The organism is Enterobacter sp. J49 (assembly GCF_002148625.1).
In the GTDB taxonomy this organism is placed as follows: Bacteria; Pseudomonadota; Gammaproteobacteria; order Enterobacterales; family Enterobacteriaceae; genus Enterobacter; species Enterobacter ludwigii.
Genome location: NZ_MWPY01000028.1, coordinates 1 through 20,032 on the forward strand (window position 1 = coordinate 1; position 20,032 = coordinate 20,032).

20 protein-coding genes are annotated in these 20,032 nt (G+C 49.1%); 14 read left to right on the forward strand and 6 right to left on the reverse strand.

Going from position 1 to position 20,032, the window contains the following annotated elements; translation table 11 throughout:
* The first annotated feature begins 187 nt into the window (after positions 1 to 187).
* From BJP35_RS07270 to BJP35_RS07310, 9 genes are all read left to right on the forward strand, one after another.
* A complete protein-coding gene (locus BJP35_RS07270) occupies positions 188 to 793 on the forward strand; it encodes an HNH endonuclease signature motif containing protein (protein ID WP_086462989.1) in 606 nt (201 codons plus the stop codon).
* Positions 794 to 1,224: 431 nt separating this feature from the next.
* Positions 1,225 to 2,043 (forward strand): DUF932 domain-containing protein, encoded by an 819-nt coding sequence (locus BJP35_RS07275; RefSeq protein ID WP_179193653.1) that lies wholly within the window; start codon positions 1,225 to 1,227, stop codon positions 2,041 to 2,043.
* 32 nt (positions 2,044 to 2,075) lie between these two features.
* A complete protein-coding gene (gene radC, locus BJP35_RS07280; RefSeq protein ID WP_032642914.1) occupies positions 2,076 to 2,546 on the forward strand; it encodes a DNA repair protein RadC in 471 nt (156 codons plus the stop codon).
* An 8-nt stretch (positions 2,547 to 2,554) separates the two neighbouring features.
* Positions 2,555 to 2,776: a DUF987 domain-containing protein gene (locus tag BJP35_RS07285; RefSeq protein ID WP_057101767.1), complete on the forward strand. Its 222-nt coding sequence runs from the start codon at positions 2,555 to 2,557 to the stop codon at positions 2,774 to 2,776.
* 21 nt (positions 2,777 to 2,797) lie between these two features.
* Entirely contained in the window at positions 2,798 to 3,121 is a 324-nt protein-coding gene (locus tag BJP35_RS07290; protein WP_057101768.1) for a type IV toxin-antitoxin system YeeU family antitoxin, read from the forward strand.
* A gap of 31 nt (positions 3,122 to 3,152) precedes the next feature.
* A complete protein-coding gene (locus BJP35_RS07295; protein WP_057101769.1) occupies positions 3,153 to 3,473 on the forward strand; it encodes a TA system toxin CbtA family protein in 321 nt (106 codons plus the stop codon).
* A gap of 113 nt (positions 3,474 to 3,586) precedes the next feature.
* On the forward strand, positions 3,587 to 4,417 hold the full coding sequence (locus BJP35_RS07300) for a DUF4942 domain-containing protein (RefSeq protein WP_086462990.1): 831 nt from the start codon (positions 3,587 to 3,589) through the stop codon (positions 4,415 to 4,417).
* 180 nt (positions 4,418 to 4,597) lie between these two features.
* Entirely contained in the window at positions 4,598 to 6,658 is a 2,061-nt protein-coding gene (locus tag BJP35_RS07305) for an McrB family protein (RefSeq protein WP_057101770.1), read from the forward strand.
* On the forward strand, positions 6,655 to 7,971 hold the full coding sequence (locus tag BJP35_RS07310; RefSeq protein ID WP_057101771.1) for an McrC family protein: 1,317 nt from the start codon (positions 6,655 to 6,657) through the stop codon (positions 7,969 to 7,971). Before BJP35_RS07305 ends, BJP35_RS07310 begins: the two co-directional genes overlap by 4 nt.
* A gap of 116 nt (positions 7,972 to 8,087) precedes the next feature.
* On the opposite strand, the gene BJP35_RS07315 is transcribed toward BJP35_RS07310, so the two are convergent.
* Positions 8,088 to 9,278, reverse strand: a complete 1,191-nt coding sequence (locus tag BJP35_RS07315) for a hypothetical protein (protein WP_057101772.1) — start codon at positions 9,276 to 9,278, stop codon at positions 8,088 to 8,090.
* A 270-nt stretch (positions 9,279 to 9,548) separates the two neighbouring features.
* A complete protein-coding gene (locus tag BJP35_RS07320) occupies positions 9,549 to 10,457 on the reverse strand; it encodes a phosphorothioated DNA-binding restriction endonuclease (protein ID WP_086462991.1) in 909 nt (302 codons plus the stop codon).
* Between the two features lie 299 nt (positions 10,458 to 10,756).
* On the opposite strand from BJP35_RS07320, the gene BJP35_RS07325 reads away from it, so the two are divergent.
* A complete protein-coding gene (locus tag BJP35_RS07325) occupies positions 10,757 to 11,209 on the forward strand; it encodes a SymE family type I addiction module toxin (RefSeq protein ID WP_081750653.1) in 453 nt (150 codons plus the stop codon).
* 95 nt (positions 11,210 to 11,304) lie between these two features.
* Here BJP35_RS07325 and BJP35_RS07330 read toward each other — a convergent pair whose 3' ends face one another.
* From BJP35_RS07330 to BJP35_RS07350, 4 genes are all read right to left on the reverse strand, one after another.
* Positions 11,305 to 12,051: a cyclopropane-fatty-acyl-phospholipid synthase family protein gene (locus BJP35_RS07330; RefSeq protein WP_086462992.1), complete on the reverse strand. Its 747-nt coding sequence runs from the start codon at positions 12,049 to 12,051 to the stop codon at positions 11,305 to 11,307.
* Between the two features lie 10 nt (positions 12,052 to 12,061).
* Positions 12,062 to 12,319 carry a YjhX family toxin gene (locus tag BJP35_RS07335; protein ID WP_086462993.1) on the reverse strand — a complete coding sequence of 86 codons (258 nt, stop codon included), beginning with the start codon at positions 12,317 to 12,319 and terminating at the stop codon, positions 12,062 to 12,064.
* A gap of 288 nt (positions 12,320 to 12,607) precedes the next feature.
* Positions 12,608 to 13,180, reverse strand: coding sequence for a DUF1349 domain-containing protein (locus BJP35_RS07345; protein ID WP_059306330.1), 573 nt, complete (start codon positions 13,178 to 13,180; stop codon positions 12,608 to 12,610).
* Between the two features lie 50 nt (positions 13,181 to 13,230).
* Positions 13,231 to 14,226, reverse strand: a complete 996-nt coding sequence (locus tag BJP35_RS07350) for a LacI family DNA-binding transcriptional regulator (RefSeq protein WP_014168435.1) — start codon at positions 14,224 to 14,226, stop codon at positions 13,231 to 13,233.
* A 241-nt stretch (positions 14,227 to 14,467) separates the two neighbouring features.
* Between BJP35_RS07350 and BJP35_RS07355 the strand changes: the two genes are divergently transcribed.
* From BJP35_RS07355 to BJP35_RS07370, 4 genes are all read left to right on the forward strand, one after another.
* Positions 14,468 to 15,706, forward strand: a complete 1,239-nt coding sequence (locus BJP35_RS07355; protein WP_086462994.1) for an MFS transporter — start codon at positions 14,468 to 14,470, stop codon at positions 15,704 to 15,706.
* Between the two features lie 19 nt (positions 15,707 to 15,725).
* Complete coding sequence (locus tag BJP35_RS07360) at positions 15,726 to 17,159, forward strand: glycoside hydrolase family 32 protein (RefSeq protein WP_086462995.1); 1,434 nt, start codon at positions 15,726 to 15,728, stop codon at positions 17,157 to 17,159.
* A 91-nt stretch (positions 17,160 to 17,250) separates the two neighbouring features.
* Complete coding sequence (locus tag BJP35_RS07365; RefSeq protein ID WP_086462996.1) at positions 17,251 to 18,516, forward strand: OmpG porin family protein; 1,266 nt, start codon at positions 17,251 to 17,253, stop codon at positions 18,514 to 18,516.
* A 14-nt stretch (positions 18,517 to 18,530) separates the two neighbouring features.
* Positions 18,531 to 20,024: a glycoside hydrolase family 32 protein gene (locus tag BJP35_RS07370; RefSeq protein ID WP_086462997.1), complete on the forward strand. Its 1,494-nt coding sequence runs from the start codon at positions 18,531 to 18,533 to the stop codon at positions 20,022 to 20,024.
* Positions 20,025 to 20,032 lie beyond the last annotated feature (8 nt).

Genomic DNA, 20,032 nt, shown 5'->3' on the forward strand with positions numbered 1-20,032 from the left:
CGCGATCAATAACCTGCTTGACTGCTTCAATTTTAAACTCTTCGGGATAACGTTTACCGCTCATGGGCACCTCTCTTTAAGTCATCTTAAATGACTCTGAGGTGTCTGTTAAACCCGTGGCGATTCACCAGAATCATTTAATGATAAGTGGATCAGGTTGTTTGTAGAGAAAGGTTACAGTGCTGCAATGGTTGAAGCGTTTAAACGTGATGCAATTAAAGAGAATATGACAACATTGCAGATACAAGATTTTCTTAGTATTTGTAAGCCCTATAAAGCCGCTTTAGAAACGCCTGTACGTCCTCTTGAAAAGATAATTACCCCTGAACATGCTAGCAAGGTCGTAGAAACGCTTGTAGACGCACCCGTAGCATCTGTTGCTAATGATTCCTCCTACGCTGTTACCCTCGTTGATTCTATTGAGCAAGCTTTATTTACTGATCGCATTGTTCGTACCCGTATCAATCAGAGCGATTTTAAAGAACGTGTAGCTGCTAACTTTGGTTATCGTTGCGCCATTACTAATAGCGGAGAAGCGTTAGAAGCCGCTCATATTGAGCCAGTAGGTACGGGGAACAATAACACTTCTAATGGGGTGCTTATGCTTGCTTGTTTGCATCGTCTTTTTGATGCAGGATTGATGGCTATCAATCCTGATTCTCTTACAGTGCATTTCAAGGCCAATTGTTCATACTTTGCTAAAAGTTCGTTGGAAGGTAAAAAACTAAATGCTCACTCAGTTCCTTTGAACAAATCAGGATTGTTAGAACGCTGGCTTAGCTTTAATGCTTGAGGAAATTTATAGCAATTGAAAAACTATGTTATCTAATGAATATGATTACCCCTAACATGCAATAAACATTTACAATCAAGCTATTTTTTTCGCCTAGGATGCTAGCTATAAATAAAAACAATTCAGTTCAAGTCAATATTAATGTTGATATTCACTAATCCTTGCCATCCTAGTGATTACTTAATACAAATACCACCACTTGAATTGCAACTGTTTCTGTAATCACTTTAGTGGAAACTGGACTGACCCCACAAAAGTGCCAGCTTCCGCAGTTCGCTCATAGCAGACATTAGCTAGCTGTCGCCTCCCTCAACAACAAAGAGTTTTCCCCTATTACCCCTGCAATACCAAATCCATGCAGAAAGGCCGCACTTCTTACCGGAAGTGCGGCCTTTCTATATTTATGCCGTTAATCATAAAGGAGTTTTATAATGAAATTAGCCAGCCGCTTCGGGCGGATTAACCAGATTCGCCGCGACCGTCCACTGACAAATGACGAGTTGATGGCCCATGTACCCAGTGTATTTGGTACCGACAAGCACGAATCCCGCTCGGACCGCTACACCTACATTCCAACAATCACACTGCTTGATAGCCTGAAGCAGGAAGGTTTCCAGCCGTTCTTTGCCTGCCAAACCCGAGTGCGTGACCAGAGCAAGCGCGAGCACACCAAACACATGCTTCGCCTGCGCCGTGAAGGGCAAATTACCGGTAAACAGGTACCGGAAATCATTCTGCTTAACAGCCATGACGGCTCAAGCTCATACCAGATGTTACCGGGGTTATTTCGCGCTGTCTGCCAGAACGGGCTGATTTGCGGTGAGAGTTTTGCTGAGGTACGTGTGCCGCATAAAGGCAACGTGGTGGAGAAAGTCATTGAAGGGGCTTACGAAGTGCTCGGGATTTTTGACCGGGTGGAGGAGAAGCGCGATGCCATGCAGTCGCTTTTGTTACCGCCACCAGCACAGCAGGCGATGGCGAAAGCGGCATTAACCTACCGATTTGGTGAAGAGCATCAGCCGGTGACGGAATCGCAGATCCTTTCCCCTCGCCGCTGGCAGGATGAGAGCAACGACCTATGGACCACTTACCAGCGCATTCAGGAGAACTTGATAAAAGGCGGACTGTCGGGACGAACGACGAAAGGTCAGCGTGCTCAAACCCGCGCTGTCAAAAGTATCGACGGAGACGTAAAGCTCAATCGCGCTCTGTGGGTGATGGCTGAAAATATGCTTCAACTTGCTTCATAAACGACTTTAACTGTTACCTCCAAGGCCCTGTCATGTCAGAGATAAATCTACCTCCTGATCTTCCGGTAACTGAAGCACGCACCATTCGTCGCGCTCTCCGCTTACTGGAAAAATATCAGCGCCAGCCTGGCGAACAATTTAATTCCACTACCTTCACCAAAACCTGGCTACAACTGCGTCTTGCTCTGCAGGAGCGCGAAGTTTTTCTTGTTTTATATCTCGATAATCAGAACCGTCTTCTGGAATGCGAGACGCTCTTTACGGGCACGATTAACCATACCGAAGTCCATCCACGCGAAGTGGTGAAACTGGCACTACGCCATAACGCTGCCGCTGTGATTCTGGCCCATAACCATCCATCCGGAGAGACAGAACCGAGTAAACAGGATCGAAACATCACTCAACATCTGGTGAACGCGCTGGCTATGGTAGAGGTGCGGGTGCTGGATCATCTTATTGTTGGCATCGATGTGCTTTCTTTTGCTGAACGTGGCTGGCTATGAGGCTAACCATGAAAATCATCGATAAAAAGGCCGCGATGGCGATTCAGCGACAGCATCCGGATTCCCGGATCTTTCGCTACTGCACGGGCAAATACCAGTGGCACGGCAGCGCCAGTCATTATACCGGTCAGGATGTCGCGGAGATTTCCGGTGTGCTGGCGGTTTACGCAGAACGCCGTCGTGACAACTACGGTCCGTATACACGCCTGATGTGCATTACCACCAACTGACATTTAATAAGGAATGGAAAAATGCAAAATACATGGGGACTGAAGCGCGACATCTCGCCGTGCTTCGGTGCAAGGCTTGTGCAGGAGGGCTGTCGCCTGCATTTTCTGGCAGACCGTGCAGGTATTAGCGGTACGTTTAACGAGGAGGAGGCGCTGCGTCTGGATCAGGCATTTCCGCTAGTGATGAAACAGCTTGAATTGATGCTGACAACCGGTGAACTGAATCCGCGCCATCAGCATTGCGTCACGTTGCATCATAACGGACTCACCTGCGAGGCGGATACTCTCGGTTCTCATGGCTATGTTTACATCGCTATTTATCCTCAGACACCTGCTAGCCAATAACACCTTCTCTTCTTTTATCAGGACCCAACTCATGCAAATTTCAACTGTACCGGCCACGGTGCCGGTTTCGTCACGCCTGTCGCCCGTACAGGTCTGGCAGCAATTGTTAACGTATCTGCTGGAACACCATTACGGCCTGACTCTCAACGACACGCCATTCCACGACGATACGGCCATTGAGGAGCATATCGACGCGGGAATCACGCTTGCCGATGCTGTTAATTTCCTGGTGGAACGCTATGAACTGGTACGCATCGACCGCAAAGGATTTACATGGCAGGAGCAGACACCGTTCCTGACCGCCGCCGATATTCTCAGAGCCAGGCGAGCAACGGGGTTAATAAATACTTGAATTTATCGAGCCTCATTCCTGATTTTTACCTCTGAACTTCCCATCCTTTTTATTCATCGCATAATGCGCTTGCCACACCCGGCAGGCGTGTTTGCTTTTATGGGCGATTAACGATGCAAACAGAACCCGACGTGTTAACGGAACATAATGAACTCATCCTTTCGACCAGTATTGAGCGTGTTGTCACGGGCCGTGATACCGCACTAAAACGGATCGAACAACTCATTCAGCAGCTTGATGCCATTTCAGGGCTGACCTCAGAAATTGGCGGTGGCACAGCGCAAGGCTGGGCGATGAAAGCTGGGCATCGCTACGATAGCTGGTTAACTGAAGAGGCTGATAAAGCGCTGCCTGCTATCATCCGCAATATTGACCGCTGTATCTGGAGCGATTTGATGCTGAAGTCCGGCATGATGGCCTTGATGGATGCGCAGGCTCGTGACCAGTGGCATAAGAACCAGGAGGAGGGCGATCTTCCTACTATCAGCGAGGCGAATATCCTCAGCACCTTTGAGCAGTTACATCTGAATAAAATGGACGTCTACGAACGCGGCATCATTAACGTGTTCAAAGGCCTGTCGTGGGATTACAAAACTAATAGCCCTTGCAGCTTCGGTAAGAAGATCATCATTAACAATCTGGTGGCGTATAACCGATGGGGCTTTAGCCTTAACTGGGGTTGGCGGCGGGATCAACTGGCAGACCTGGAGAGAATGCTGTTTCTGCTGGATGGCAAACACATCCCTGACAACCGGGGTGATATCTCCACCCGGTTGATGGAACATATCCGGGATAATCCGGCTAAGTACGTTTACGAAGATGAGTTCTTCAGCATTCGTTACTATCAAAAAGGCACCGTGCACTTGACCTTCAAAAGCCTGAACTTGATTGAGCGTATGAACGACATCATCGCTAAGCACTATCCGGCAATGCTAGGGCAATAGCAGTAATTTTAAAGCCGTTGGAAATTGAATTGGGCATTTTTATGGTAATTGACTGAATTTATTCAAATAACTTTAACTGGATTTTTGTTGCTTCCCTTGAACAGGTAGTGACTGGATTGAGATTAATCCGATAAGATGCAGATATCCCATTTCTAAATCGCCTTACACACGGAGTATGTGATGGTTCAGGATTCCTCTGCATTAGCCCCTTTCTTTCAATCTCATATTGCAAAAAATAATCAATACAGCCCCGACTGGGGCAAACACTATCGTCAGCTTGTAGAACAGATTCAAGCCGAAAAACCCAACTTTTCTACGGATATAATTCGACAGATTTGGTACGACCGCAGCAATGGCATCTCCAGCCTCCGACAGGGTGGTATGTCCCAGTTTGAATTCGAAACGGCGCAAAAACAGCTGCTCGCTCTCACTCGCATGATGGCAGAAGAGTGTACGCAGGAGAATTACGACCGGGTGATTAAGCGCCTTATTAAACTTAAAGCGGACGGAATATTGAACAAGGTGTACTGGGCTCTCTGCCATCGCGCCTTTGCCGCTCTCTATCCGTCTAAAATTACGAACGTCGTGAATATCAGTAATTTTTTTAGCAGTTACAACTATTGCAATAACCATTTTCAACTTGGCCTTTCAGAGGATCAGGAGTGGTTCGCTCGCAATCTTGATCTCAAGAAAGCATTGCACCGCGCACTAGGTGATGATGTCGATCCTATCGAGCTGAATATGTCGCTCTGGCATCTCTATACGCAGGTTATTCAGAAGAACGATATTGGATTAATTGGTAACGAGACTACCTTGCCGGAAGACGAGCAAGACGAGGAAGTTACCACCCCGCAACTGCCAAAAAATACTATCCTCTATGGTCCGCCAGGTACTGGTAAAACTTACCGCACAATCGATCTGGCCGTACGTGCTTGTGAACCGGCAGCCTACTCGCTTCAGGAAGGCAAAGAGGAGCACGAAAAACGCCGTGAGCTGAAAAAGATTTATGACCGGCTTATTGCTGAAAAGCGGGTGCGCTTTATCACCTTTCATCAGAGTTTTGGCTATGAAGAGTTCATCGAAGGGCTAAGAGCAGAGACTACCGAAGACGGCAATGTGCGCTACGAAATCAAAGCGGGCATTTTTAAGCAAATTTGTGAAGATGCTGCTTTTGGTCACGCCGGTGTTCAGCAGAGGCTTGACGAGGCACTTGCCCGCCTACAAGAACGTTTATCTGAAACTGGAAGCATTACCCTTGAAACACTGCAGGGCAAAGCCTTCCAACTGGCTTACAAAAGCCAGACCACCTTCGGTATTTTCCCTTCGCAATCGAAAAAAGAAGATTTAGGGCAGGGCTACAATGCTTACCTTAAGAATATCAGTTTGGTCTACCAAAACCCTCAGGCAAAGGTACACAATCCGTCATATGTACGTAGCATCCTTAATTACTTGATTAAACAGGAAGGTTTGCCTTCCAACCCACAAGACTCTGTATCTGAAAAGCGGCAAAACTACGTTCTGATTATTGACGAGATTAACCGTGGCAATATCTCCAAAATCTTTGGTGAACTGATCACCCTGATAGAAACCTCTAAACGTGCCGGAGAACCGGAGGCTCTTAGCGTAATGCTTCCTTATTCTTCCACCCCATTCAGCGTGCCGAATAATCTCTATTTAATTGGCACCATGAATACCGCCGATCGTTCGCTCACGGCTTTGGATACCGCCTTGCGCCGCAGATTTGAATTTGAAGCTATGTTGCCGGATATAAATGTCTTGAAAGATACGGTTGTCAAAGGGATTGATTTGCCACGCCTTCTGCAGACTTTGAATGACCGCATTCAAGTGCTGTACGATAGAGAGCATACATTAGGCCATGCCTTTTTTATGCCAGTTGTTCAGGTAAAAGAGGACGAAGAGCTAGCATTTGAAAGGCTCAAGCGGATTATGCGAAACAAGGTGCTGCCATTGTTGGAGGAGTACTTCTACAACGACTGGCAAAAAATCCGTATGGTGCTGGGTGACAATCAGAAAAGCGAAAACCCGCAGCTGCAGTTCGTGTGTGAGGTGAAAGATCAGAAACAGTTTGCGGATCTTTTTGGCACTAGCGGAACTGAAGATCTCCATGATATCGGTGCCAGTTTCCATTTGGCCTCTGAGAGCGACGATGTTTGGGATAATCCGCTCGCCTGGCAACAAATTTATGAGCCAAAAAATAGTAATCCTGGGAGCTGGGAATGACGTCTCGTCAAAACTTTACCGTCTTCGAATACGGGCTTCTGGTTGATGAGAAAGATAGGGGCCGCATAAATAATGCGGTCGTTCTGCCCTCCAAGCTGTTTGAGTGGCTTGAGCAAAGGTGTCTGAAAGATGACGCGGATAACACTCATCGTTTGCTAACCCTACGCAGTCGGGGGAGTGTAAAAACTCTGCAAGTAAAAAACTATGCTGGTGTTATCTCTCTTCCGGGAAATGCGTTTATTGAAGTGTTGCCAAAAACGGGGTGGCGTGATGAGAATATTGATATTGCACGTCAGCAGCTCTTAATGATGCTACGTACGCTAAAATCTTTTCGCCATATTGCCACTTCAGCATCCAGAGTTCGAACCTCGAAGATGCCGCTGATGGATGTATTTATTCAGCAGTTTATCGATAGCGTACAGCAGATTGTGCGCCAGGGTCTAAAGCGTGACTATATACGTCAGCAGGACAATTTGTCCTGGATGAAAGGGAAATTACGGGTCTCCGCACAGTTAAGCAAAAACTGTGTGCGTCGGGATCGCTTTCAAGTGGAGTTTGACGATTACAGCGCTGAACGTCCGGAAAACCGAATACTGAGAGCTGCGATCGATAAAATTCGCCGTCAGATCAGCAATCCACAACTACTACTACAAGTTAACTCTTTACAGGTTCACTTTGACGATATTGCGCCTGTCTGTGATTATAGCATTGCCTTCGACCAGGTGTGTCTCGACCGACATATGTGTCACTATGAGCTTGCTTTGGCGTGGGCGCGGCTGATTTTGATGGGGCAGTCTCCTCACTGCATGCAGGGTGACGCTAACGCAATTTCACTGCTTTTCCCAATGGAAGCTGTGTTTGAATCTTTTGTGACTGCATGGATGCGTCATCGTTATAACGATAACTGGCATGTGAAGGCACAGGTGGATTCGCACACCTTGGTACGTCTCAATGGCAAAGGTGTATTTAAGCTTAGGCCCGATATCTATCTACAACCTCGTGGGGAGTATGGGGAGCAGGCGATGATTTGTGATGTCAAATGGAAAATGGTGGAGGGCGGAAAGGCGACACTCGAACAGTCGCAGGCTGACCTTTACCAGATGTTGGCCTACGGTATGAACTATCAGGAGGGTATAGGGGATATGCTGCTGATTTATCCTTCACATGAGGGTTTTAGTCAGCCGTTAACTCATCCCTATGAATTCAGCCATCAAAAGGAAAACTCACTGCGTTTATGGGTTGTGCCATTTTTCATTGGTGATAGTTTGCAAAGTTCTGGCCTGCGTTTCCCTGATGGGAAAAACTTGATATAAAATCCCTGTTATTCTCTTTTCATGGTTAGCCATATCGTTGATGGGTAATACCCTCCCAACACCACGGGATGTCCACTTTTTGCTTAAGTGGAAATCCCTGCGCATTTCTTGGAAGTTTACTTTTTGGTTTCCACCTGCGGTAATTTTTCAAGTGTCAGCAGTTCCTGACTCTTTACCCTACGGCAATGAGAAACTGCATCCTGAAGTTTGCCACGAACGCTATCATCATAGGCGGTATCCAATAGTTGGTATTGAAGACTGTCTTTGTATGATTGAATGATATTTAGTGGACAGATAAGGCGTATATCTCCGAGTGAATAAATTTTCACTGCCTTAAGTAAATAGTATTTTTCATCTGAAGAACGTACACCCTGCCAGGCCGAGTCTCTAAAATATTCAGCAGGATATGCGGTAGTCGGTACGCCATAAGTATGAGGTGTCAGGTCCATTATCCCTGATGTTTTAAGGAACATCGTTAGTATCAAAGCTGGTACCATATGCACAAACATAAAAATGAGGAATAGTATTCCAGCCATGATTCCACCCGTAACAGTCACTTGATTTAACAAGCTGGTGCGGGTTCTTAATCTGAGGAAAACAACGCCGGGAATAAGTGAGAAAATAATCAGGAACATGGATAGCACTATAACAGTCAACGCCTGCCAGATCTCGTTTGTTCCGTCCGGAAACTCCAACGTACGAAGAAATAACTCAAGAGGAAAAATATATATACAGGCTGTAAGGGAGAAGAGCGTTGGTTGTAAAAAATGCATAGAAAGAACCTTTTTGATCTTCTTCCACTTACCCTCTGTGCTTATCTGTCTATAAGTAATAGAGCCATTGAACCATAGGGAAAGTATAAAGCTGCAAAGCCAAATAGTACTTAACTGAAGTGACACATTCTGTGCAACTTCTTTTCCACCGTTGTGCATGAGGAAAAAATAGCCAAAAAATATCAGTGTTGACAATAGCGAGGTCAGAAGAACGATTTTGATATTGTTTTCTGTCAGCTCATTTCGGAAACTACTTTCCCCCTGATAGTTGGAAATAAAGAGTCCCGTCAGTATCGAGGGCATAAATAATACAATGCAAAAAAGGAGCATGCTGACACAAGCAAAGACCATCAGATAACTGAATAATGATGAAAAAGAGATGCTGTCAAAAAAAAGTCCTGTTTGTCCAATACGCGCAAGATGCGACCAGACAAACAATGCCGCAATAGAAGTTGACGCGAACGCAGGTGTAAGGATTGTTAAAAACCAAGCACGTATTTTTATAAAGTGTTTGTTTATTCTGTTATTTTCCATATTCTAGTATCCATCCAAGTTTGACATATGGCCTAGCTAATGACTCCATTTTAGGTCATAGCTCACCAACTACCTCTCAAGTGATTATGTTCAGTTGTTGCCCTTGAGGAAAGCAGCTCTTCCTACCTGGATCTTGTATTCAAAGCTTTATAAGTGTTCTACTGATATGGCTTTATACCCACTAATGTTGTCTTTTTTTTGTACGGATTGTAATTTGTGGGTACAAGTGCGGGTATAACCATTTATTCCTGCTTTTAAACTATATTGATATCAGTCTGTTGGGTGTGAAATTCGAGTCCGGCCTTCCCCCCTATACACCTCCCTCCGATGCCATTCCACAAACCCCTCCCCTGGATAATTCCCTTTCACCATCGGCAGTGCTATCTGCTTCCCGGCGAAATCCCAGAACAGTCTTCCTACAATCCCATTCCCGTTGCCATTTATCGCCTCGGACACCAGAACCCGCAAACTGTCATCCAGCCCAATCGATCCCTTATCAAACGCTTTATGATGAATTGCACATAGCGCCAGCCCGTTCGGGATTTCACACGGCCCGCCAAACTGTTTCCACTTGATATGCGCGGCTTCAAGCGCAACGGAGGTGTTATCATGTCGCATGTTGAATCCGCAGATTGCACATTCATAGTTATAGGCGCGAAGCACTTGCTGGCGAAACAACGGATCGCGAACCTTACGGATCTGTTGAATATCAAAACCCATCTCATCTGCGATCTCTTCCTGGATGCTTTCCGGGAAATGCGCCTCAAGGATCTTCTGTGCCAGCGAGCCGATCAGCTTCTTGTTCTTTCTCAGTAGCGCATAGTGTTCTTCATCAAAACCGCCAGCGACCTTATGTTCAACAAGCTCTTTTACCGGTGGTTGTTTGCTGCCAGTGGTGGAACAGAGTTCACTGTTCTCAAGATCCCAGAATCCATCCCCTTTGAGCCGCCAGAAGGGCATGTTCGGGTAATGTTCTTTCCTGTCTGGACCAAAGCGTTCTAACAGGCTTAGCAGTTGAGCATGTACCTCGGTACCGTAGTCAAACAGACGTGCATGCCCCTGCTGATAGTTTGCCAGCACGTACAGAAGCAATAAGGGTTTATGCGGCGCACGTTGTTCGCCCTTGCGCCAGATGGTGATGTTGGCAATTGCCTGTTCGAGTGTTTTGCTGGAAGCCATCGCGTTACGGAAGAAGGTAAATAATTGCGATGATGCTCGCAAAACCCAGACCAATCAACCCACAACGAACAAAAACATGGCCTTAGCGCACACAACACTATTTCCTGAATCCCCCTCGCAAATTCCAAATTTACCCCACACCAAACTGCTGTATTTATATTCAGCCTGGTATAATACGCATCAGAAATAACGCCGAACGGCAGAGTGAGTTTCACAGGAATTATTTACAACGAGACGCGATATGAAGGTGCTGCAACACCCCCATACCGCTAACCACAACAACTACTGAGGAGTTGAAAATGGCTGCGCCGAATTTTAAGCCAGAGTTTACGGTTTGCAAAACAGAATCAGATGCTTTCACCGGCATGATTGAAAACCGCGAGCTGGTACGCAAAAACAGTACCCGCCGACTTCACGGCAACCAGACCAGTGCAGCGCCTGTTCATCCCCGCGCAGAAACGCCGGAAGCAAGCTCCGCCTGCTGTGAACTCTATGCCCGGATAGATAATAAATATCTTCCGCTGGGGGGAGACTGGCTAACACGAGCAGGGTTTATCAGCGGTATGCCGGTTAAAATCCGGGTGATGAAAGACTGTATTGTGATCACGCCGCAGCATACAAGAGAATTATGGGGATGCCTGGAAGGGATGAGTGTGGTGAATATCAATAAACAAAAAGTCGCTCAGTGGTTAAAAACATTTCCGGGGGCGTTAAATGATACGGGCGATATCCCGGTGATTAAACGCGGGTGAACGTGACGGAATCCGCGTTCATATTATCCTGAGCCGCCTTAATACCTGATGCGTGAAGGCGGTATAGTCGTTAAGGCTATACCGCCTGTTTCAGGCTATCGGGCAATCAACGCAAACACCCCCCAGCCAAAGTACTCTCGTGTGTAGGTGACGTGGCGTTTGGGCGCAATTGTCAGCTCCGCCCGAACTTCTTGTGCAAAGTCATCGTCAGGGTTTTCCTCCAGCCAGCGACGCAGGGTCATCCATTTCGCCGCTTCGTATCTGTCCCAGCCTTCCTGGTCTGCCAGAACCATTTCCACCAGGTCATAGCCCTGCGCGTCGAACGAGGCGACCAGGTCGGGCAGGGTGAGAAAGTCTGCGATGGACGAGACACCGCAGGCCAGGGCGATCTCATCGCTCGCAGGAACCTGACGCCAGTAGGGTTCGCCGATGAGTATCATCCCGCCAGGCCGGAGGCTTTTTGCCAGCAGCGCCATTGTTCCGGCGACGCCGCCGGCAATCCAGGTGGCGCCTACGCAGGCCGCCACATCACATTTTTCATCTGCGACGTATCCGGCCGCGTCGTCATGAATAAAGCGCACGTGCTCGCTGACGCCGAGTTCGTCAGCACGGCGCGTTGCCTGTTCGGTGAAAAGCCGGCTCATGTCGATGCCGGTGCCGGTAATGCCATGATCGCGCGCCCAGGTGCAGAGCATCTCCCCCGAGCCGCTGCCGAGATCGAGAATGCGCGTGCCTGGCTTCATGCGTAACACGCGGCCCAGCGTGGCGTACTTTTCCGGGGTGAACGGGTTATGAATGCGGTGTTCGCTTTCGCTGACGGTAAAAATACGTGGGATATCCATCATCCTCTCCTTAACGATTATCTGGCTGGGCACGGACGCTGTTCAGCCCGGTCGTATTAATGCGGTAGGGCTGACCGTTGACGGACTTGATCAGCTTTTTGGTTTTGAGTTTTTTGAAGACGGCGAGCGTGCAGTCGGTGAGCAACAGCCCTTCGCGGCTGTAGCATTCAACGGCGGTGACGCGGCCTGAGCTATCGCGGACGTGCGCAATACGTCCACCTTTGGCGAGAACGTGTAAGGTACGTTGTTCCTGACGGGATAAATTCATACTGGAAAACCTGTTTAATCATCATGTGCAAAACGTGCAAACACACCGCGGTGTCCGCATTCGATTTCGGCGCATTGATAATCAGTCCGGCCTGAAAGGTCGGGGAGCTGATTATCGGATGATGACATTCTCCAGCATCAAAGCCTCGGGTTGAGTTGAGAGGTATTTACCGGGTGAATAATATCACCTGTTTATTTTAAGGGAATGGTCGGGGGGGGAAAGTGTGATCCAGGTTGAAGCTCAGGCAGCGCCATCAACGGATCGTAGAACCTGATGGCGCGATGTAAATCAGCTGAGATCGTGCAGCGCTTTATCCATGGCCGGAGCGAGACTGAAATCACTAAACTCGACGGCTAAGCCGCTGCGTTCAGGCGTGCAGCACATGACACCGACTTTCACTGGCCCCAACGGAAAATGGCATAAACGCAGCAAAGGCCACGAAAGCCCGTCTGCTGAGTACTGTAACCGTAACGCGTCTCCCTTGCGGGTCAGGCGAAGCCAGAACTCCCGGGGGTTACCCGGGAAGATACCGGTTGCCCAGTCGGAGGCCTGTAACGTCAGTACGCTGCCAATGGCCGGTGCGCCATCATTGTATTCAATCCCGGCCTTGAGCCAGTGTTGCTCGTCCGACATCAGCATGATCCCCGCCTGGTCATAGAGCGTGCTGAAATCAGCGCGGATTTGAGTCTGAAACGTGAAATCACCCGCCGCGTCAGTCGCGTAGATGTGGCCCGAGAAACGCTCGAATCCGTACCACGTATGGCGCCAGAAATCGGTGTGGTCGTCAGTCACGACCGATAACGTGTTGTTCTCGCTATGCCATTCGGCCGGTTCGTTTATCCAGTAAAATTCGTTTTGCATAATGTCCCCAGGTGACTGTCAAAAGGTCGTCGGTATGCGGCCTCTCTTGTTCAACAGGATTCGCGCCTGAGCCAGGGGCTCTCGACCAGCACCTTATCCCGGTGAGTGTCGCCATTGATAATGTGCAGTGTACTTAAGCGCCCAATCTCATAATGCGGCAGCTGGACCGTGGATAACGGGGGTAAAAACAAATTTCCGATGCCGACAAGATTATCGTAGCCAAGAACGGCAATATCCTGTGGGATTCGGATCCCCTGCGTTAACAGCGTCTGATACACCATGAAGGCAATACGGTCGTTACCACAGATGACTGAATCAAATTGCGGTTTCCCCTGAACGATATGCGCCAGCAGCATCTCCGGAATATCCCGGTAGTGCTCATCGCCAAATTGCATATAGCAGTGTTCAAGCGTATCAGGATCGATACCGGCTTCACGGCAGGCGCGATCAAGCCCCCGACGGCGGCGACGCGTCGCCAGATGGTTGACAGGTAAATGCAGGCAGAGAGGGCGGCTGTATCCCGCCGCCAGCAAGGCCTGTACGGCCGTATACTGGCCTTGCTCATCGTCAGGTATATAGCTGGCAACCGGTTCTCCTGTGTTCTCGCAGTTGGCCAGAACGCAAGGGTGCTCCAGTAGCCGGGGAGGGATGCTGACTTCGCGCAGCCCCATGGTGGTGAAAATGATCCCCCCGGGCCGGTGGGCGAGCAGCAGGTCGACAATATCGTCAGGGTTATCATCGGTAAACATATTCACCACGAAGCTGTTCCAGCCGTACGCCCGTGCGGTTTCTTCGATAGACAGCGTGATTTCTACCGAAAAAGGGGTGGTGACGGTATCCAGCGCCAGCACGCCGATGGTTTTGTTCCGCGAGCCGACACGACGAACCTGCCGGGCTGAGAGGTCAGGCACGTAATTTAACTGCAGGATCGCCTCCTGCACCCGGGACAGGGTTTCAGGCTTTACGCGTTTCGGGTCATTGAGCACCCGGGAAACCGTCATGAGCGATACATTGGCCAGTTTGGCCACATCTTTTAAAGACGCCATAGCTTTCCATTATCTGAATGCATTCGACCCGGTAAGGTGTTGTGAGCCAATGCGAATGTCCTATTCTAGGCACCGACACCCAGGGTTACGCAAGTCACGCTCAAAAGTTTGAGCGCGATCTCAACACATTAATGTTAACGTTAACTTTTGTGATTAACATCGAGTATCACATCAAAACCGAGTGTATGCCTGAAATGTTAACGTTACCATCTTAGCATATCCTTCTTGCGAGATTACGTAGATGAAAAAACGGCCTACTCGAAGTTACATGCTGCTCAGCGCTCTGCTGTTCTTTTTCTTTGTGACCTGGTCCTCATCAAGTTCACTTCTCTCAATCTGGCTTCACCAGGAAGTGGGGCTAAAGGCATCGGAAACCGGCATTATTTTTTCCGTGTTATCCGTCTCCGCGCTCTTCGCGCAGGTCTGTTATGGCTTTATCCAGGACCGACTCGGTCTGCGCAAACATTTGTTATGGTTTATCACCGCGTTGTTGATCCTCTCCGGCCCGGCTTATCTGCTTTTTAGCTACCTGCTGAGCGTTAATATTCTGCTGGGCAGCGTATTCGGGGGCTTATTTATCGGGCTGACATTTAATGGCGGTATCGGCGTTCTGGAGTCCTATACCGAGCGCGTTGCGCGTCAGAGTACCTTTGAGTTTGGGCGGGCACGCATGTGGGGGTCTCTGGGCTGGGCGGTCGCCACGTTTTTTGCCGGGTTACTGTTTAATATCAACCCTGACCTTAACTTCCTGGTGGCCTCTTGCTCAGGGTTAATCTTCTTCTGTCTGCTGGCCCGCTTAAAGGTGGCCGCGCCGGCAAACATGGAGAAACTCGAAATTGGCGCTAAAAAAGTTTCTCTGGAAGACGCCCTGCGTCTGCTGACTCTGCCGCGCTTCTGGGCGCTGATATTCTTCGTGGTCGGAACCTGCATTTACGGCGTATACGATCAGCAATTCCCGGTCTATTTCTCGTCACAGTTCCCGACATTACGAGAAGGGAACGAGATGTTTGGCTATTTAAACTCTTTCCAGGTCTTTCTCGAGGCCGCGGGTATGTTTTGTGCGCCGTGGCTGGTTAATCGCATTGGCGCTAAAAATGGCCTGATATTCGCAGGTATGGTGATGGCGCTGCGCATGATTGCTTCCGGGCTGGTGGAAGGCCCCTTGCTTATCTCCATTACCAAACTGCTTCACGCGGTCGAACTGCCAATATTGTTAGTCGCCATATTTAAATACAACAGCCTGAATTTCGACAAACGTCTCTCCTCCACCATTTATCTGGTGGGATTTGCCTGCACCAGCTCCGTCATTGGCACCGTATTGTCCCCGCTGGCAGGCTTTAGCTATGAGAGATTTGGCTTCGCCCAATCCTATCTGATCATGGGCATCATGGTGTTCAGCACCACGTTTATTTCCATTTTCCTTTTGCGCTCAACTAAATCCTCATCTGAGCCATCTTTTCTGCAGCAAAACGCTGTGTAATGTACTGAGAGTAAAGACGATGACATCCTTATTAGAACAGGCTGAACAGGTGCTTGAAAAAGCACAATCCGGGATTAATCCGCGCTGGTATCCGCGCTATCACCTCGCCCCTCGCGCAGGCTGGATGAATGATCCTAATGGCCTGGTATGGTTTGACGGCTGGTATCACGCCTTTTATCAACACCATCCCTATTCCCCGAAATGGGGGCCGATGCACTGGGGGCATGCCCGAAGCAAAGATCTGGTGCATTGGGAACATCTGCCCGTCGCGCTAGCGCCGGAAGGCCCGGCGGACAAAGACGGCTGTTTCTCTGGCTCCGCCGTGGTGGACGGCGATACGCTGGCGCTCATCTACACCGGACATAAATTTCACGGCCCGTCGGACACAGACGACAACCTCTACCAGGTGCAGTGTCTGGCGACCAGTCGTGACGGCATCCATTTTGAACGGCACGGCAGGGTGATTGATACACCGCCCGGACTGCATCACTTTCGCGATCCGAAGGTGTGGCGCGAAGGTGAGTTCTGGTACATGGTTGTCGGCTCCCGCGTGGAGAATACCGGCCAGGTGCGCCTGTACCGTTCCACCGATCTCCGCGAATGGCATGACGAAGGTATTTTCGCCGAGGCTGATGAAGGCAAGGGCTTTATGTGGGAATGCCCGGATTTCTTCACCCTGGGAGAGAAGCGTGTCCTGATGTTCTCGCCGCAGGGCATGGCGGCGGAAGGGTATCACTATCGCAACCTGTTCCAGAGTGGCTATTTACTTGGGGACTGGCAGCCAGGTCAACCGTTCACCCACAGCGGACAATTTACTGAGCTGGACCACGGCCACGACTTTTATGCCCCGCAGAGTTTCGTGACCCCGGATGGCCGACGCATTGTCATCGGGTGGCTGGATATGTGGGAATCACCGATGCCCGAACAGCAGGATGGCTGGGCCGGAATGCTCTCGCTTCCACGCGAATTAAGCCTTGTCGATGGCCGGGTGAGAATGAAACCGGCTGCCGAAGTGACCGCGCTGCGTGGCAGCTATTATCCCACGCCCGTCCGCTGCCTGAACAATCAGAACGTCCTTGTCGCGGCAGATGCCGACGCGGTCGAAGTTCAGCTGGCATGGGATTTGAGCGCATCGACGGCTGAACAGTTTGGTATCGCGTTGGGCGACGGGCTGAGAATTTACGTCGACGATCAGGCCGGGCGTCTGGTGGTGGAGCGTCGCTATCCGCAATATTCGCTGGAAGGCACGCGCAGTATTCCGCTACCAGCAGACAGCGTTCTGTCACTGCGAATTTTTATTGACCGCTCATCGGTGGAAGTTTTTGTTAACGATGGTGACGCTTGCTTAAGCAGTCGTATTTATCCGCAGCCGGGCGATCGTGATATTTCATTATTTGCAAATCAGGGGAAGGCCTCATTATACGATGCGGGATACTGGTCTTTAGATAAATAATCTCCGTTCCGACCTGTTTCTTGCAGGGTGAGTTTTTATTTCTGCCAGTCTCTGGCTGGCATGTTATTGTCTGGAATAATGAGAGAGCAAAATGGATGAAAGCGTAATACCTCAAAATTGCATTACCTCGAAAGATAAAAACATATTTGTTCCAGGAAAACAGACGCTGGCATTAATGGTGACATTAGCGGTATTTCCTGCCATTGCTGAAGACGTTACAGGAAACTATCAAAGCTATTTTCAGGATGAATCAGACACCAACGGTGCGAGTGTATCATCAGCTAATAACGGCAATGAACAATCGTCCCTTCGTGCTTCGTCTTCTCCGGTTGCTGCAGGTCAAAAACCTGAACTCACGACCTCGTCAAAGCCCGTGACGTTATCGGCGCAAACGGAGAATAAAAAAGCGGAAGTGAACAAGCGTCCTAAAGGGGATAACCCCGAAGACGTCAGTCTGTTGCGTTTAAGGCAGGAAGATCCGCCGGTTCACTGGAACAGTATCGGTCGTAATATGGAAGTGGGTGGCCTGCACGGAAACATTGGGTCTCAGATAGAAATTGACGATGTTCGCTGGAGCAATAATAAGAAAAACAGCGGCAAGTTTAAACTTGCCACCATTCAGGCTTTTTTAAGGCACGATGAATTGCCTAACTGGTATTTCGGTTTCTGGAATGCCAGAGAAGACAGTTATAAAGGACAGTTCAGTAATCAGGACTATCAAGGCACCAATACTATCAATGAATTTTTTGTGGGCCATATTTTCGAAACCTGGCGAGGTAATATCGGTACGGAAGTTATGGTCGGCTCCGAAACGGCAACGAAACGCTGGAAAAACCGGTTCAAGGTCTGGCAGGACCTGCGACTGTCCAACAAATGGAGCCTGGCCGGATACGCGTATGGCGAATATCAGCCTCAGGGTAACGAACCGGGGAATGGCGATCTGGAGCAGTACATTTTCGAAATTGAGCCAGCCATTCAATACCGCGTGAATCCGGATCTCGGACTCTATTTGCGACCCTATTATTACCATAATCGCCAGGAGCGTCAAAGCTGGGGCGATATTGTCGAAGAAGAATGGAAAGTCACGGCTGGGCTCTGGCGAAACTGGTATCCATTATTAACCTCCCTGTATGTTGGATTTGGCCAGGACAAAATAGATAACGCCAGCAATGCCAGCGAAGTTTTCTATGACGGTCGGTATAAGTTTATCGGTGGCACGCTAAGTTATCCGGTATTTGGTGAAGTGCGATTATACGGTGAATTCAAAGCACAATTTACGAAAGAAACCGGGCTTTGGACATCGACCGGTCACTCATGGAACCCGTTTACCGTGGTTGGCGTGAATTATAACTTCTGACATTCAGGTGTAGCATGAAAAAATTAATAGTTGCGGCATCTGTCGCGTTGCTTGCGCTTTCACTCGGCAATAATCCTGCCTGGTCGCAGCCTTCGAAAGAAACATTACAGAATAAAAGTATCACCCATATTAATGGCTTTTTCCCGCGGGTTGACGGTTCATTCGTGGGCGACCCCATGCCCGTTTTTAACGATGGCAAATTTGATATTTATTATCTTAATGATGTCCGCGGCGGCAGCGATCTGGGGGTACATGCTTTTCATCTCTTGTCGAGTGCCAACTTGTATGATTATCAGAACCATTCCGAAGTGATCCCCTACGTTAACGACGTTGACGATCCTGAACTGTTATTGGGAACCGGTTCGATTATTAAAGTCGGCGATACCTGGCATGCCTGGTACACCGCACACAATGAAAATGTGTTCCCGGTTGAGTCTATTATGCACGCGACCAGTAAGGACCGCCTTCACTGGGTGAAACACCCGCAGGACACCATTTTGCCCGGCGGTAACTATCGGGGTAATGATTTCCGGGACCCTCACGTCGTTTGGGTTGAGGAAAAGAAAGAATACTGGATGTTAATTACTACGCGCAGCAACGGTCGTGGGGTTATTGCCCGGTACAGTTCAACGGATTTAACGCACTGGGAAGATCGCGGCGTATTTTTTGATAACGACACCATCACCAGCAATGCCAACCTCGAATGCCCGACACTGGTTTACTTCAACGGACGCTGGTATCTCAGCTTTAGCGATCAATGGCCGTTACGCCTGACACAATACCGGGTTGCGGATAATCCGGAGGGGCCGTGGCGGAAACTGGACAATTATGTGGTCGACGGCTCGGGTTTTTACGCGGGGAAACTGGTTCTCAAAAACGATCGGCTGTTTGTTTTCGGCTGGATCCCGACGAAAGCCGGTAACCGTGACAGCGGCAACATTGACTGGGCAGGGAATCTGGTTGCTCATGAGCTCACCGCAGATGATCAGGGCCAGCTCAACAGCATCCTGCCCCAGGAACTTCAGAAGGTCATCAGTGACAATCCTGGTCCGGTGACCACCTTAACGAGCACCAAAACGCTTAAAACGGCCACGTCGTTCGGCCCCTTACAGTCGGCGCTGTACCCGGCCTTGCCTGAACGTGGTGAGTTGAGCGCAACCATTGATGTTCCTTCTGCCGGAATGGTGATGAGCTTTGGTCTGACCGACGACAGAGTCAGTGATGCGATGCTGAACGTTGTATTCAATAAGAGCAAAGGAAAAGTCTATTTTTTCAACGCGCCGCTCGCGTCGATTCATCAGGCTAACGCGGAATCCTGGGTAGATGTTCCGATCGGGGAAAAAATTGAGTTACGCGTTCTCATTCAAAACTCAATTGCTGTCTTTTATATAAACAATAAAGCGGCATTCAGTACCCGGATGTATTCCATGCAGGAGAAGCCGTGGAGTATTAGCCTGCCTCAAAACGACCATTTTCACGCGACGTTGAAAATAAAAGAAATGATTTAACGGGATAT

What these genes read in the sequence shown, in the direction of transcription:
- BJP35_RS07270 (WP_086462989.1), top strand. Translation starts at nt 188, where the DNA reads ATGGTTGAAGCGTTTAAACGTGATGCAATTAAAGAGAATATGACAACA.
- BJP35_RS07275 (WP_179193653.1), top strand. Translation starts at nt 1,225, where the DNA reads ATGAAATTAGCCAGCCGCTTCGGGCGGATTAACCAGATTCGCCGCGAC.
- radC (WP_032642914.1), top strand. Translation starts at nt 2,076, where the DNA reads ATGTCAGAGATAAATCTACCTCCTGATCTTCCGGTAACTGAAGCACGC.
- BJP35_RS07285 (WP_057101767.1), top strand. Translation starts at nt 2,555, where the DNA reads ATGAAAATCATCGATAAAAAGGCCGCGATGGCGATTCAGCGACAGCAT.
- BJP35_RS07290 (WP_057101768.1), top strand. Translation starts at nt 2,798, where the DNA reads ATGCAAAATACATGGGGACTGAAGCGCGACATCTCGCCGTGCTTCGGT.
- BJP35_RS07295 (WP_057101769.1), top strand. Translation starts at nt 3,153, where the DNA reads ATGCAAATTTCAACTGTACCGGCCACGGTGCCGGTTTCGTCACGCCTG.
- BJP35_RS07300 (WP_086462990.1), top strand. Translation starts at nt 3,587, where the DNA reads ATGCAAACAGAACCCGACGTGTTAACGGAACATAATGAACTCATCCTT.
- BJP35_RS07305 (WP_057101770.1), top strand. Translation starts at nt 4,598, where the DNA reads ATGGTTCAGGATTCCTCTGCATTAGCCCCTTTCTTTCAATCTCATATT.
- BJP35_RS07310 (WP_057101771.1), top strand. Translation starts at nt 6,655, where the DNA reads ATGACGTCTCGTCAAAACTTTACCGTCTTCGAATACGGGCTTCTGGTT.
- BJP35_RS07315 (WP_057101772.1), bottom strand. Translation starts at nt 9,278, where the DNA reads ATGGAAAATAACAGAATAAACAAACACTTTATAAAAATACGTGCTTGG.
- BJP35_RS07320 (WP_086462991.1), bottom strand. Translation starts at nt 10,457, where the DNA reads ATGGCTTCCAGCAAAACACTCGAACAGGCAATTGCCAACATCACCATC.
- BJP35_RS07325 (WP_081750653.1), top strand. Translation starts at nt 10,757, where the DNA reads ATGGCTGCGCCGAATTTTAAGCCAGAGTTTACGGTTTGCAAAACAGAA.
- BJP35_RS07330 (WP_086462992.1), bottom strand. Translation starts at nt 12,051, where the DNA reads ATGGATATCCCACGTATTTTTACCGTCAGCGAAAGCGAACACCGCATT.
- BJP35_RS07335 (WP_086462993.1), bottom strand. Translation starts at nt 12,319, where the DNA reads ATGAATTTATCCCGTCAGGAACAACGTACCTTACACGTTCTCGCCAAA.
- BJP35_RS07345 (WP_059306330.1), bottom strand. Translation starts at nt 13,180, where the DNA reads ATGCAAAACGAATTTTACTGGATAAACGAACCGGCCGAATGGCATAGC.
- BJP35_RS07350 (WP_014168435.1), bottom strand. Translation starts at nt 14,226, where the DNA reads ATGGCGTCTTTAAAAGATGTGGCCAAACTGGCCAATGTATCGCTCATG.
- BJP35_RS07355 (WP_086462994.1), top strand. Translation starts at nt 14,468, where the DNA reads ATGAAAAAACGGCCTACTCGAAGTTACATGCTGCTCAGCGCTCTGCTG.
- BJP35_RS07360 (WP_086462995.1), top strand. Translation starts at nt 15,726, where the DNA reads ATGACATCCTTATTAGAACAGGCTGAACAGGTGCTTGAAAAAGCACAA.
- BJP35_RS07365 (WP_086462996.1), top strand. Translation starts at nt 17,251, where the DNA reads ATGGATGAAAGCGTAATACCTCAAAATTGCATTACCTCGAAAGATAAA.
- BJP35_RS07370 (WP_086462997.1), top strand. Translation starts at nt 18,531, where the DNA reads ATGAAAAAATTAATAGTTGCGGCATCTGTCGCGTTGCTTGCGCTTTCA.